The organism is Nocardia callitridis, from assembly GCF_039543305.1.
In the GTDB taxonomy this organism is placed as follows: Bacteria; Actinomycetota; Actinomycetes; order Mycobacteriales; family Mycobacteriaceae; genus Nocardia; species Nocardia callitridis.
On the sequence record NZ_BAABJM010000007.1, the window covers coordinates 253,750 to 267,104 of the forward strand.

The following is a 13,355-nucleotide window of genomic DNA, read 5'->3' on the forward strand; positions in this document are numbered from 1 at the left end:
GTGCCCGAGGTGTGGAGCAAGCCGGTATCGGCGACTGTCCGGCTAGGCGTTCGTAGTTCGCCGTCGAGGCCCGAGCCCAGCGCGGTCCTATGACGACGCGTGACGATGGCTCGCAACCCGACGACAGCTCGCAGCCCGACGACGGCCCGCAGGTCGATTACCGGTTCACTCTCGCCAATGAACGCACCTTCCTGGCCTGGATCCGGACAGCGCTGGGCCTCCTGGCCGGAGGCGTCGCGGTGCACACACTGGCCGAGCCGTTCCAGCACGCCGGCGTGCGTGGCACGCTGGCCATGTCCTGCATCGTCCTCGCGATCGTCCTCGCGGTGGGTGCCTACCTGCGCTGGCGCGATGTCCAGGCACGGATGAGTCGTGGTGCGCAGCTGCGCAATACCGTGATGGTCCCGGTCTTGGCGGTAGGCATCGCCATCATCTCGGCGGTAGCCGCGGTGGCGGTGTTGTCTCGGTGACCGCCCCGACGTTGGCTGCCGAGCGAACCGCTCTGGCGTGGCGGCGCACGGCGGTGGCCGCGATGGGCAACGCGGCGCTGTTGGTCAACCATGCGGTCAGCGACGGTTGGCGCGGTGCCTCGACCGTGCCGCTGGCCGCCGCAGCCCTATTGCTGGTCCTCGCGGGCATGTGCTCGGCCCGCAACCATTCGCTGCGGCGCGGTCATTGGGGGCGGGGTCAACCGGTGGTCGCACTGACCACCGTCGCGATCGTCGTCATCGCGCTGGCCGCGGCCTTCAGTGGGCTCGCGGGCATGCCGTGATCACCATGCCGTAGGTAGTGCCGACCGCACCCGCGTCTGTCCTGTTCACCTCGGACCAAGAGCGCGATCGACTCGGTTCTCGCTTCGGGCTTCGTGAACAGGGCTGGTGGTGTCGGCCTTTGACAGCGGCGACGGTGCTGCCAAAGGCCGACGGTCAGCGGCCCGTCGCGGCTGTGTGGCAGACCCTCGAGTGTGGAATCGGTGATCTGTGAGACAGGGCAGCGGCGGCTGTCGAGGTTCTGAGGCACAATACGGGCGTGGGCGACTCATCGACTCCCGGCAGACACCGGAGGCTCGACCCGACGGAACGGTCAGACGAGCAGCCGGAGAATCCGCAGACCGCGACCGGTCGCGACGAGGTGGAAAGCGGCAAGTCGAAACTCCTCCGGCTGCCCCGTCCTCGGCGCATGGCGGACAGCGGCAGCGAGAGTTCGCACCAGGCTCGGCATGCGGCTGCGTCTGGCCTCGATCTCACTCCGACCAGGCCCGTGCTGCGCTCCGAGCTGCAATGCGACACAGGTTCGAGCCCGGTCGACATCGGTCCAGCATGGGAATCCACTCCGAACGACTGTCCACGCGAGCACGGACATACAGGAACGGTTACCGATCTCGCCGCCTCACGACGTAAACGCGCAGACGGAGCTCCAGCTGCGGGCATCCGGCGCAGGGCCAAGCCCCGGAGGATCGAACCCGACCTTCCTTAGGAGCGGGTGAGCTGCTCTGCTCATCGACCGCACCCGCGCAGCGTGATCGGTAGTGCGTATCCGCCCCGTGCGACCGTGGGCCGCCCCCGCCGCCTCCATGACCTGCTCCTCGCCGTGGAACTCGCGGCACCGGCCGTCATGGAAGTTCTGGGCAGACTGGACCTTGCGCTGAACGAATCCCCGCAGCGCTACTCCGGCTCGGTCAGGTGAGCGTTTCCTCCAGGCTGGTGGCAGTCAGCACCCGCGCCGTCCGGACTTTGACCTGTTCGGGATCGGCGGACCGAACTTCGCGGATCGTTGCGGATCGTTTCTGCGGGTTGCGCACCGAATTCGACCGCGTCGCGCGGGTTGGATCGCTGCTCCGTCATGGCGGCACACCGTACGCTGCGGCTGTGACAGTCCTTGACTGCCAACATATTCCGTTGACGGGGTCGGGCAGGTAGTGCGGGGTTGGCTGCGCGTGGATCGGAAGGCATTGGCGTAGGCGACTATTTTGGTTAGACTCATAGTTAGTTCATTTGACTTGCAGTAAATCTAAATATGGAACGGGAACAGGATGTCGACACCGCGAGGTAGTCAGGGCTGGCGGGTGCTGGGCTTCGGCAAGCACCCGGAGATCGCCGAGGCGATCAATGAGCGTTTCAGGGAGGCCGGTCAAGCGGGTGGCTCGATCGTCGTGACCGACGACGAAGCCGGTGATGCCCGGCTGATCCAGGAGTTGTGCGCCACCGAATACGACGGCGTGGCGATCGGTAGTTTCGTCAGCGGCCAGAACCCCGAGGACCCGCCGACCGCAGAGACGACGGCCTGGTTCAACAGGGTCTTGAACATCATTCACAGCGAAGCGCCCATGGCCAAGATGATTCTGGTCCGTGATCCCGGCGACGTGCTGCCAGCGATCGGCCGCGTGCTCGGTGAACGATGAAACTCGGCCCAGGAATTCCCCATCGCGTCATCGTGAACGTGAGAGCCGATAACTCGGCTGGGTGGGATGCGATTTCGTAGCGGGAAAGTCATCGAAAAACCCACTGCCCCAGCAACTTCGCACGCAAACGATAGTGCCGTGCGAACCGTCGGCGCAGTCTCGCGCTGAGCGGAATTCATTTCGTTCGTTCGGATCGGAGTTGACAAGTAATGAATCACCGACTGGCCAAAGCCATGGTCATCGCCACCTTCGGCATCGCAGCCACGGGACTGTTCGTTCCCCAGGCTGTCGCCCAGTCAGCGCCCAACCTCGCACCGGGTCTCGATTGCGAAGGGCTGCAATGCACCAATGACTCCGACGACACCTACATCGTCGAATTCGACGCAGTCTGTCTCACTGTCGGAGCCGACGAGTCAACGTCACTGGTCAAGGATTTCGACGAGATAGCCCCGCACCAGCAAAAGACGTTGGACAAGCACTGTCCAGCCCACTACCTTCCGGGTAAGGAGCATGGCGAGCTCGTGAACGGCGACGTCATCGATGCGTATTACACGGGTGCCTCGGTGGCGCCGCAACCTCGACCGGGAACCGGCTCGGCTGGCTGATCCCGCAGGATCGCCCAGGCAGACTCCTCGCACAGAAGGCGTAACTAGATCGATGGCTGGCGCCAGAGGTAATCAGCGTACGTATCGCTCGCCGCTGCGCGAGGAGGCTGCTCGCCGCACCCGCGAGACCGTGGTGGCTGCCGCGGCGGAAGTATTCTGCGCTGAGGGTTACACAGGTGCGACGATCGAGCAGATCACCGCCAGGGCAGGCGTGTCCCGCCCGACCGTCTTCGGAGTCGGCACCAAGGCCCAACTGTTCGCGCTCGCCCGTCAACGGGCGGCAACGGGCGGTCGCCTCGCCGCCAACGACGAGCACTTCCGACAACTCATGGCGATTCCCGATGCGCACCGGCTGCTCACGGAATTCGCCGCTTTCACCGCCGGCATCTCGCAGCGACTCGGACCGCTGCAACTCGCGCTCGAACAAGCCGCCGGTACCGAACCCGAACTGGCGCAACTGCTGGAGTCCAGCCAGCAGGAACTGGTCGAATGCGCGCGCGGAATCGTCACCGCGGCCGCGGCGACGGGATCGCTGCGATCCGACATCACGCAAGAAACAGCCACCGACGTATTGTGGCTGCAAATCCAGCCGGCCAACTACCGGCGCCTGGTGCACGAACGCGGCTGGAGCCACCGCGCATTCGAGGACTGGCACGCCGCCACCATGATCAACGCCCTGCTCGGGCCCCGAACGACCGCAGGGAAACCCGCCTGATTGCATCCTGGAAACTCTTGCTGGCCGCTGCTCGTCGCCATCGGTGTCCGGTTGGTACAACGACGAACGCGTTGAGCGCTTCGTCGTACCGGGCGCGACAGGTCGTCGTTCGGCGGTGATGATCGAGTGCGTCACAACAAATCGCGTTTCGCGATCTTGACCGGACCCGACGGGGCGGATTGGTGTGCGCCCTCGAAACCCTGACGCTGGCAACGAGTTCGGGCATCCACAGCGTGATCCTGGACGAGGCGGCGGTAGGAGTCTTCCGAGCCGGGGCGATGCTGGTGCGCCCGGATAATGACATCGCCTGGCGCACAGCAGAATCCGCCGGCGCCGCGTTACTCGCCGACATAATCGCGGCAGTCACGGTGGTGCCGGCGTCCGCTCTACGGTGAACCGAGGCGTTATCCGTTGGTTGCCAGGGTTGACGCCGGTGCCGAATCGTCATCCAGCCCCGGCTTCGTCGACGACACCACCTCGTCGCCCTCCGCTGCGATGTCGCCGCTGTTGACAGGTCGGGCCCGTATCGAGGCAAATATCATGGCCTGAATGCCGCACCTGCCTTCCTCCTGATGCCAGAATGGCGACATGTCGAAGCTCGCAGTTCTGGGACGGGTCGCCGGTTGGTCGTGTGTGGCGATCGGAGCGGTTCAACTGGTCGGTGGCGCGCGCACGGAGCCGGGAATGCACGCCGACCCGACAGTCGACTCGCACGTCCGGTTCATGGGCTCCGCCTTCGTCGGTTACGGCCTCGGCTGGGTCGAGGCCGCAGCATCTCCGACCCCGAACCTCCCGCGTCTGCGGTTCCTGGCGGGCCTGATGGCCCTCGGCGGAGCGAGCCGCCTCATCACGCGCGCAACCGTAGGCCGCCCCCACCGCTTCCACGATCTACTCCTCGGCGTGGAACTGGCGGCACCGGTTGCCGTGGAAGTTCTCGGACGGTTGGAGCGTCCGGCTCGCTGAACCGGGTGTGCGCGCGTGCTCCTCGGTATCGACATGCGCAAGGAAGTGGACCGGGACGCTCCTATAGATGTCAAGCCGCCGGTTTCAGTGCTCGAAGGTCGGAGCGCAGTGCCTGGAAGACCTCGCGGGCAAGATATCGCTTGAGGCAGCGGATGATCTCGGGTTTGGTCTTGCCATCGGTGGTGCGGCGGGCGACGTAGTCCTTGGTGCGCTGGTCGTAGCGCATGCGCACGATGACAGCGACATGCAGGGCCTGGTTGGCTTGCCGATCGCCGCCGCGGTGCAGTCGGTGGCGAACGGTCTTTCCGGAGGAAGCCGGTATCGGAGCGACGCCGCAGAGGTGGGCGAATGCGGCCTCTCCGCTTAACCGGTCAGGGTTGTCACCAAGCGAAATCACCAATGCCGCAGCAGTATCCGGTCCGAGCGCGAACACACCGATGGTGTTCGGGGCGATCTGCTCGAGCAGCTGCTGCAGGTGTCGTTTGAGTTCGTCAGCATGAGCTTGCAGTTCGTGCACCTGGGTGGCGAGTGACCGCAGCGCGAGCTTGGTGGCCTGGATCGGATCGGTGCAGCGGGTCGGGTCGGGCCGGAAGGCGGCGCAGGTAGCTACGAGTTTCGCGCGCGACAGGCCGCGCAACTGGCTGCGTAGCGCTTCGGGGCTGGTGGTGATCAGACCGCGCAGCGCGTTGATTGCGGCGATGTTCGCCTTGACCGCGTTGTGGCGTGCCACGCGCAGCGCGCGGACTGCTTCGACGGCACCGTTGCGGAGTTTCGGCGCGGTCGCGCCGGATCCGTCGAGGAGTCGGCGCGCGGCGGCGTAGGCGTCGATGGTGTCGGTCTTGCCCTGCGCGCGGCGCAGGCGCCGGTTCGGCCGGGGAACTTCGGCAACGTCATGGCCGCGTGCGTGCAGGTGGCGGGCCAGTTCGGCACCGTAGGATCCGGTGCCCTCGATGCCGATCCGCGCGACATGACCGAGAGAGGTGATCCATTGGCCTATTGCCATGTAACCGGTTGCGGTGGTGGGGAACTCGCGGTCGGCGATCTTCTTGCCGTGTTCACTGACGACCGCGACGTGATGGGTGTCGGCGTGGGTATCGACTCCGGCGTAGACCAGCGGTGAATGATCGGTAGGACTTGCCATCGAGCAGGTACTGCCTTTCTGTGCGGGGCAGGTTCTGCTGCTTGCCACCGGGGCCGGTGGTGTGGGACGGACAGGCCAGTCACGGGACGGCGCAAGCGCGGCAGGCTCCTATCAGGTCACGACCCACGCTGCGCAGAACCCTGGGGTGGACTGTGCATGGTGGGCTCACCACACCGGACCGAACCCGGGCCGACAGGTCCCGAGAAAGGACACCCCAGTCGAGGGTCGGGAAACTTCCGGGTCACGTCCGAGCTCGGTCGGTGCGGTGAGCACGCCCACCGCACCGATCGAAATCGTGGGCCGACGGGTCCTTTGAAGGACACCCGCTGGGGGTCAGGAAAATTCCGGGTCACACCCGTGGTTCCGGGCGGTGTGGTGAGCAGATTCCATCATGACTGGAAACTTCTGAACCCGGACCGACGTCGGAGATCGCCTCGCCTGTCAGTCGATTACGCGCGGTAGGCGTCCCGTCTGTGTCGAACCGAATGGATCTCTACCGTGTGCTTGTCTTCGTTGATGCGGTAGACGATTCGATAGGTGCCGCGTCTGGCGGAATAGAAGCCGTCGAAGGGTTCGTCCAGCGGCTTGCCCGCTCGCCGTGGATTGGTGGCGATCGGCCCGGTGATGGTCTCCATGGCCGCGAATGCGACATCGGCGGGGAGGTTTTCGAGGATGTTGCGCCGCGCTCGAGCCGATATTACGACGGCGTAGGGCTGGGCGGCGTCGGTCATGCCGCCCCGCGACGACGCTTCTCCAACTCGGCTCGAACCTCATGAGCATCAAAGGTTTCCCCGGAAGTGAAGTCCTCCTGGGATTGGCGCAGGTCGGCCATAGTGTCGCCGTCGCTCAGGATCTCCAGTGTCTCCTGCATGGATTCGTACTCGGCGACGGAGATCAGCATCACGTCGGCACGTCCGTTGCGCGTGATGGTGAAGTGATCGTGCTCGCGCGCCACCCGGTCGGCCAGTTCAGCGATCCGCGTCTTGGCCTCGGTGATGGGGATGATCTCCATCCCACCAGGCTACCAGTCGGTCATAATTAAGATCAGTACTCTGGCCTGCTGGCGGGCCGCGCACCTGGTGGCACGGGCGAACGATCCGTCCCCCAGAAGGGAGACGACCTTTGTGAGAGTTGCCGCAGGCTGACCGTCAGGAGGTCATGATGCCGAAATCGTATCCGCAGTCTGTGCGCCGGCAGGTGTGTGCGACTGTCAGCGTCGCAATCATGTCTCCGCGATGTCCAAAAGAACTTTGCCGATAGCTCCTTTTTCGACCGCGTCCTGCGCGGCCGCAGCTTCTGCGAGGGGGAAATGGTGGATCGGGAGTCCGGAGTCCGCGCCGATGCGGAAGCCACCGGAGGCGATGGCTGACGTTACGTCGCTCGTTGCTCGCGACAGCGCCTCGGCGTGCAGGGAGTACAGGACGAGGTACTGATATCGGAGGTTCTTGAAATAGGTTTCCAAAATGGGTACCGAGTATTCGTCGCCTCCGTTCTTGGCATAGATCGATATGGTTCCGCCGGTTTTCGCCACGGCGAGGTCCAGGGCGTTGTTCTGGGCTGGAGCGACTTCCACCACCAAGTCCACGCCGTCGGGTGCGGCCGCGCGGACCGCGCTCTCGGTGTCACCTTGCCGATAGTTGATCACATGGTGGGCGCCAGCGGCCTTTGCCAGTAGTTCCTTCCTCGCGGAACTTACCGTTGTGACGACGGTTGCGCCCGACCAGCGCGCCAACTGGACTGCGGCATTGCCGACTGCGCCCGCACCGCCCTGTACCAGAACCGTCAGGCCGGTCATCGTGCCTGGCCCCAGATGTGCGGGGCCGTGATCGTGCACTGTCAGCGCACGATGTGCAGTCAGGGCTGGGACCCCGATGGCGGCGCCGATATCGAAACTCACTCCATCGGGTAGAGGAGCGACGCGGCTGATCGGTTGCACCACATACTCCGCTGCTGTGCCGAAGGGCTTTTCATGTTGGGCGAGAATTAGCCAGACGCGATCGCCAGCCGCGAAATCGGTCACCTCCGGCCCCACCGCGTCGATCACCCCGGCACCGTCTTGACCCGGCGTCACTTCATCGAACGACAGCGGCCGGATCCGGAATCGCCAATCGGTGGGATTGACTCCGGAACGGATCAGGCGGACCCGAACTTCGCCAGGGCCGGGCGCGGGTATGTCGCGCTCGGTCAGAGACAGAACGTCGGAGGCGCCGGGGCGGTCGTAGACAATGGCTCGCAAGTCGAGACTCCTGACTGGAGATTGAGGTTAGGTTTGCCGTTACTGCCTCGATAGTGAAGAGCGTCTTCAGTTTTCTCGAGTATCGAATTTCGGTGTTCACGCAGGTCGAGTCGAGTGGCAACAGCATCGGTAGTCGAAACTCGCTGTCGCCCTTGGATAGCGCTCGATGGGGTGGGCCGCACGTCGCGTAGCCGGCGCGGGCACCACTGGAGGTCCGCACCGCCGAGCCCGGAACACATCCGCATCGATCGGTCGCCTATGTGGAAGAAACAGTTCCACCTTTTGCTCACCGTACTGCAACTCGGGAGAAGATGGAAGCAATACTTCCAGATGCTACTTTCGGGGTATGGGTGTGAAACCGCTGCGACAAGATGCGATGGCGAGTCGTGCTCGGATTATCAGCGGTGCGCGAGTGGTTTTCGCCGAGCATGGTTGTGAGGTGCCACTGTCCGAGGTCGCCGGTGCCGCCGGGGTCGGCGTGGCAACGCTTTCGCGCCACTTCACCCGCGCGCAGCTCGTCCAAGCCGTCATCGAACAGCGACTGGAAGAGCACGTGAACACCGCTGATGAGGCGCTCGGGTTGGCTCCGGGAGAGGCGATCGTCGCCTACGTGCGGGGCCTGTGCGCTCGCGGGCTCGTCGATCGAAGCCTGATCCGAACGTTCACTCTTCCTCTGCCGGACTCGCAGATCGCGGCTCGCTTGCGTCGCGAGCTCCGACAGCGGCAACTGAAGCTCATCAGGGCCGGGCAGGATGCGGGTGTGCTGAGGGCGGGCGTGGTTCCCGAAGATCTTCTGCTCGTTCTCCTGGCTGTGCAGTGCAGCATGGAGACCACGACTGGAGACGCCGCGTGGCAACGCACGCTGGCAATCCTTCTCGCCGGGCTCTCCGATGCCACCACGGATCGCGAGTTGCCGAGGCCCCCTCGGTTGGACGACCTCATTCAACCTGTCAACGGCCCACGACCGGGGCGACGGCCCAGCGCGCTCTCGAAATCTTGACGCAGAGCCGCGCTGGCCTGGCGTCCGCCTCAACGGCGGGCGGATTGTTGAGCGCGATGGGGTGGTCGCCGACTCCGTTGTCCACCTCGCGGCAGCGGCCAACGAGATGAGAAGGCCAACCCCGTGGGGTTCCGGTGTCGGCTCAGGTCGGAGTGTGGTTTCGGGGTTCACTGATGTCGGTGGGATGGCCGTTTTTCGGCGGCATCGAGTGCGGGGGCCAGTGGTGCGAGTGCGGAACGGAGCAGATCCGGTAACGCGCCGGATGGCACGACGAGTCCGCTGATCGGTGGGGATGTATCGGTGGGCAGCAACCATTGCTGGAGGGCGACGCGTACCGCGGCGGCCACGCTGGCCGCGAGCGCGCGGGCGGTGAGTGGGTCGGTGTCGACGATGCGCTCGGCGATCGCGTCGGCGAGGGGGTGTTCGATCGCGCTGGGGGCGTGCGTGAATGCGGTGCGCAGTGCGGGGTGGGTGGTGATCAGCAGCAGCGCGTCGCGGTCGGATTCGTCTTGGGTGGTGTATTGATCCACGATCGCGTCGATGACGGCGTCGGCGAGGGTGGCGGCGGGTTGGTCGGCCACTGCCGCTGCGACCCGCCTTTCGCGTTCGGAAGTGACAGCGGCGACGATCGCCTGTTCGCGACTCGAGAAGTAGTTGTTGTAGGTCCTCGGTGAGACGCCGGCGGCCGCTGCGATGTCATCGACGCGCACATTGTCCGGTCCGTGTTCGAGCGCCAGTCGAAGTGCCGCCGTGCGCAGCGCCTCCCGGGTGGCTTGCTTCTTCTGCTCACGCAAACCTGTCCGTCGTGTCGTCACCGCCTCAGCATCCCACTTGAACTGCGTGTGCGCAAAGTTGCGCGCACGCAGTTTTTTCTTCTAGTCTGGCGTTCACACCCCGATCGAGGCGGAACCGGGCCGATAAGAGGCGAGGGCATCAGGTGCGGCACCGGCTTTGTCGGCAAAACGCTAGGAGAAAAAGATGACCGTCGATGTGGTGATCAGCGGAGGTGGCCCGAACGGGCTGATGCTGGCTTGCGAGCTGAGCCTGGCCGGGGTCCGTCCGCTCGTGCTGGAGCGGCTGGCTACAGCGGACGAGGAACCGAAAGCGAATGGGCTCCTCGGCCAGGTCGTGCAGCTGGTCGATCGGCGGGGCCTCTATGAGCAGCTCGGTGGTAGTCCGCTACCGCCGCAACCGAACTCCACCTACTTCATGTTCGCCGGGATGGCCCTGGACCTGAGCCTGCTCGACGACAGCCCGATCTACGGTCTGCCCGCCCCGCAGCACCACATCACGACGGTTCTGGAAAAGCGTGCTGTCGAACTGGGCGCCCAGATCCGGCGCGGACACGAGGTGGTCGGCCTGACGCAAGACGACGACACGGTCACCCTGGAAGTCGCGGGCCCGGAGGGAAATTACCGGTTGCGAACCCGCTATCTCGTCGGCGCGGACGGGGCGCACAGCCGCACCCGCAAACTGTCCGGCATCGACTTTCCCGGTGTCAGCTACGACCGCGCGACCAGTCGGGCGGCACACGTCACCGTTGCGTCCGACTGGGTGGACCCGGCGACGGGCGCGCTGATCGTGCCCGGTTACGGGGCCGTCCAGCCGTTCCTGCCGCTGCGCACCGAGCACGGGGGGTTCTCCTACGCACCATTCCCCGGTCATCCGCCGCTGCTCAGCACCATCGAGTGGGACCAGCCCGAGACCGACACTCCGATGAGTCTCGACGAACTCCAAGTCAGCGTCCGGCGCGTGCTCGCCACCGATATGCCACTCGGCCCGCCCGCCGGTCAGGGACCGCATGTGCTGCGGCGACTGAGCGGTGGCCACACTCGAATCGCCGACCGATTCCGAGACCGCCGCGTCTTCCTGGTCGGCGACGCCGCCCACATCTACACCGCGGGAGGCGGTCCCGGCCTCAATCTCGGCCTGCAGGACGCGGCCAATCTCGGCTGGAAACTCGCGGCCGCTCTGCGCGGTAACGCCCCGAGCGGACTGCTGGACACCTACGAAACCGAACGCCGGCAAGCCGCCTCCCGCATGATCACCTACGCCCAAGCGCAATCCGCGCTGATCGCCCCGGGCAGCGACGTCACCGCCTTGCGCGAACTGTTCACCGAACTGCTCCGCGATCAGAGCACTGTGCAGCGTCTCGCCGCCCTCACCGCAGGGACCGATATCCGCTACGACATGGGCGGAACCGACAACCACCCGCTTATCGGTCGGTTCGCCCCGGACATGGAACTGCGCACTCCGGACGGGACCGTCCGGCTGGCCGAACTGACACGGGACGCACGGCCACTACTGCTCGACCTCACCGGCGATGCGGGGTTGACGGAATCGCTGCCCGAATGGCACGACCAACTCGATATCGTCACCGCCCGCCCCCGATCCGGGTCGCCGACCGCACTGCTGCTGCGCCCGGACTGCTACGTCGCGTGGGCGACCGAATCGTCGCACCCGGACACCACCGACCGAGAGGCCCTGCGCGCGGCACTGCGACGCTGGTTCCTGCCGGAAGGGCGGGCGAGCCGGCCGCCGATGTCGGAATCCGCTGACATCGGGTGAGCTCACAGCTCATCATGGGACAACACGGATCGAAAATCGTTGGGGTGAGTGACATCAGCGAGTTGGAGAGGGCCCCGCGTCGCCGTTTTCGTACTGTTTGTGGCGAGTTGTGGCCGCTGATGGTGCTCGCGGCCGCGGTTTTCGGGGTGCTGACGGTGTGCTCCGAGCGGTATGGCTTTCACCGCGACGAGTTCTATATCCGCGAGTCCGGCCGACATCTGGCGTGGGGTTATCCGGATCATCCGCCGCTGAGTCCCTTGCTGGCCCGGATCGCCGACGAGCTGGCGCCGGATTCATTGCTGGCGCTGCGTATTCCCGCGGCGTTGGCGGCTGCGGTCACGATCGTGTTGATCGGTCTCATCGCCAGGGAGTTCGGCGGCGACCGCCGCGCGCAATTCTTCGCCGCGGCGATCGCGGCGAGCTCGGTCCTGGTGTTGGTCTCCGGCCATATCCTGTCGACGGCGACGCTCGATATCGCGTTCGCCACCGCGCTCGTGTTTCTCGTCGCGCGTTTGGTGCGTACCGGTGATCGGCGCTTGTGGGCGGTCGCCGGGATCGTGCTCGGGCTCGGGCTGCTCAACCGGGTGTTTCTGGCCGTGTACGCGGTCATCGTGGTCGCTGCTGTTGTCACGATGGGTCCGCGCGACGTACTACGCGGCCGATGGTTACCGGTCGGGGCTGGGCTGGCGGCGGTGATCGCGGTACCGACGATTGTCTGGCAGGCCCGCAACGGGTGGCCGCAGTGGCAGATGGCCACCGAGATCAGTGCCGACAACAGCCGCTGGGAGCTGGTGGCCTATCAACTCGTGATCGTCGGCCCGCTGCTGCTGCCGGTGTGGATCGCCGGCCTGTGGTGGCTGCTGAAACGGCCCGGGTTGCGCTGTCTCGGTGTCGCTTTCCTCGCTCTGCTGGGACTACTGCTGCTCACCAGCGGTCAGCAGCATTATCTGGTCGATGCGTACCCGCCGTTGCTGGCCGCGGCCGGTGTCGCCGCCTCGCAGTGGGTCGCCGCCGGTGGCCGGCGACTCCGCACACTGACGGTGAGCCTGCTGGTTGTCGTTTCGGCCGCGATCGCCGCGGTGTTCTCGCTGCCGATACTGCCGGTATCGGCGCTCGCGGACACCCCGGTGATCGGTGTGAACGGGGAGATCGGTGAACAGATCGGCTGGCCGGAGATGGGCCGTACGGTCGCCGAGGTCGTTGATCGCCTACCGGCCGAGGTGCGCACCGAAACTGTTGTGGTGGCGGACAATTACGGTCAGGCCGGGGCGATAGCGCAGTTCGGTCCTGACTTCTCCGTCCAGCACACGCGATTTCCGCCCGTCTACAGTGGGCATCAGGCGTATGGCTGGTGGGGACCCCCGCCGGAGCGGTACACAACGGTCGTCGTCATGGGTACCGACGCACCCTCGATGGTCCCGGCGTGGACCGAGCAGGCTTGCGGCCGACTCACCGAGGTTGCCGTAGTGCACAACGATTACGGCATCGAGAGTCAGGAGAACGGCACCCGAGTGTTCCTTTGTCAGGACCTGAGGGCGTCGTGGGCGCAGCTGTGGCCCTCGATTCGTCGCATCGGACCGGCCGATAATCCAGAATCCCTTCCCGGGTAAGGGACAGTCTGGGTTTCGACCCGGTGTCGAACGCCGGCCGGCCCGCACGGTGGGCTGGCTGGGTTCGTGCCAGGTGATCTCGAAATTCTTGCGGCGTAGCGGTCGCTCCTGTGATA

14 protein-coding genes are annotated in these 13,355 nt (G+C 65.5%); 9 read left to right on the forward strand and 5 right to left on the reverse strand.

Annotated features, from left to right (window positions below):
- Nucleotides 1-89 precede the first annotated feature (89 nt).
- From ABEA50_RS27365 to ABEA50_RS27390, 6 genes are all read left to right on the forward strand, one after another.
- The gene (locus ABEA50_RS27365) at nt 90-470 is read left to right on the forward strand and encodes a YidH family protein (protein WP_345499070.1); all 381 of its coding nucleotides are present in this window, start codon (nt 90-92) and stop codon (nt 468-470) included.
- The gene (locus ABEA50_RS27370; protein WP_345499071.1) at nt 467-772 is read left to right on the forward strand and encodes a DUF202 domain-containing protein; all 306 of its coding nucleotides are present in this window, start codon (nt 467-469) and stop codon (nt 770-772) included. Before ABEA50_RS27365 ends, ABEA50_RS27370 begins: the two co-directional genes overlap by 4 nt.
- A gap of 1,260 nt (nt 773-2,032) precedes the next feature.
- The gene (locus ABEA50_RS27375; RefSeq protein ID WP_345499072.1) at nt 2,033-2,401 is read left to right on the forward strand and encodes a hypothetical protein; all 369 of its coding nucleotides are present in this window, start codon (nt 2,033-2,035) and stop codon (nt 2,399-2,401) included.
- 209 nt (nt 2,402-2,610) lie between these two features.
- Nucleotides 2,611-3,006, forward strand: coding sequence for a hypothetical protein (locus ABEA50_RS27380; RefSeq protein WP_345499074.1), 396 nt, complete (start codon nt 2,611-2,613; stop codon nt 3,004-3,006).
- Between the two features lie 52 nt (nt 3,007-3,058).
- Nucleotides 3,059-3,721, forward strand: a complete 663-nt coding sequence (locus ABEA50_RS27385; protein ID WP_345499076.1) for a TetR/AcrR family transcriptional regulator — start codon at nt 3,059-3,061, stop codon at nt 3,719-3,721.
- Nucleotides 3,722-4,309: 588 nt separating this feature from the next.
- A complete protein-coding gene (locus ABEA50_RS27390) occupies nt 4,310-4,684 on the forward strand; it encodes a DUF4345 domain-containing protein (RefSeq protein WP_345499078.1) in 375 nt (124 codons plus the stop codon).
- Between the two features lie 70 nt (nt 4,685-4,754).
- Here the strand turns inward: ABEA50_RS27390 and ABEA50_RS27395 are convergent, their stop codons facing one another.
- From ABEA50_RS27395 to ABEA50_RS27410, 4 genes are all read right to left on the reverse strand, one after another.
- Nucleotides 4,755-5,825 (reverse strand): IS110 family RNA-guided transposase, encoded by a 1,071-nt coding sequence (locus tag ABEA50_RS27395; RefSeq protein ID WP_345499080.1) that lies wholly within the window; start codon nt 5,823-5,825, stop codon nt 4,755-4,757.
- A 449-nt stretch (nt 5,826-6,274) separates the two neighbouring features.
- Nucleotides 6,275-6,556 carry a type II toxin-antitoxin system RelE family toxin gene (locus ABEA50_RS27400; RefSeq protein WP_345499081.1) on the reverse strand — a complete coding sequence of 94 codons (282 nt, stop codon included), beginning with the start codon at nt 6,554-6,556 and terminating at the stop codon, nt 6,275-6,277.
- Complete coding sequence (locus ABEA50_RS27405) at nt 6,553-6,837, reverse strand: type II toxin-antitoxin system Phd/YefM family antitoxin (protein WP_345499083.1); 285 nt, start codon at nt 6,835-6,837, stop codon at nt 6,553-6,555. The genes ABEA50_RS27400 and ABEA50_RS27405 overlap by 4 nt, the downstream gene beginning before the upstream one ends.
- A gap of 210 nt (nt 6,838-7,047) precedes the next feature.
- Nucleotides 7,048-8,061: an NADPH:quinone reductase gene (locus tag ABEA50_RS27410; protein ID WP_345499085.1), complete on the reverse strand. Its 1,014-nt coding sequence runs from the start codon at nt 8,059-8,061 to the stop codon at nt 7,048-7,050.
- 376 nt (nt 8,062-8,437) lie between these two features.
- Here ABEA50_RS27410 and ABEA50_RS31065 point away from each other — a divergent pair, with 376 nt between their 5' ends.
- Complete coding sequence (locus tag ABEA50_RS31065; RefSeq protein ID WP_425577728.1) at nt 8,438-9,061, forward strand: TetR/AcrR family transcriptional regulator; 624 nt, start codon at nt 8,438-8,440, stop codon at nt 9,059-9,061.
- Nucleotides 9,062-9,228: 167 nt separating this feature from the next.
- Here the strand turns inward: ABEA50_RS31065 and ABEA50_RS27420 are convergent, their stop codons facing one another.
- Nucleotides 9,229-9,876, reverse strand: a complete 648-nt coding sequence (locus ABEA50_RS27420) for a TetR/AcrR family transcriptional regulator (RefSeq protein ID WP_345499087.1) — start codon at nt 9,874-9,876, stop codon at nt 9,229-9,231.
- Nucleotides 9,877-10,039: 163 nt separating this feature from the next.
- Here ABEA50_RS27420 and ABEA50_RS27425 point away from each other — a divergent pair, with 163 nt between their 5' ends.
- A complete protein-coding gene (locus tag ABEA50_RS27425) occupies nt 10,040-11,629 on the forward strand; it encodes an FAD-dependent monooxygenase (RefSeq protein ID WP_345499089.1) in 1,590 nt (529 codons plus the stop codon).
- A gap of 44 nt (nt 11,630-11,673) precedes the next feature.
- On the forward strand, nt 11,674-13,239 hold the full coding sequence (locus ABEA50_RS27430) for an ArnT family glycosyltransferase (RefSeq protein WP_345499090.1): 1,566 nt from the start codon (nt 11,674-11,676) through the stop codon (nt 13,237-13,239).
- Nucleotides 13,240-13,355 lie beyond the last annotated feature (116 nt).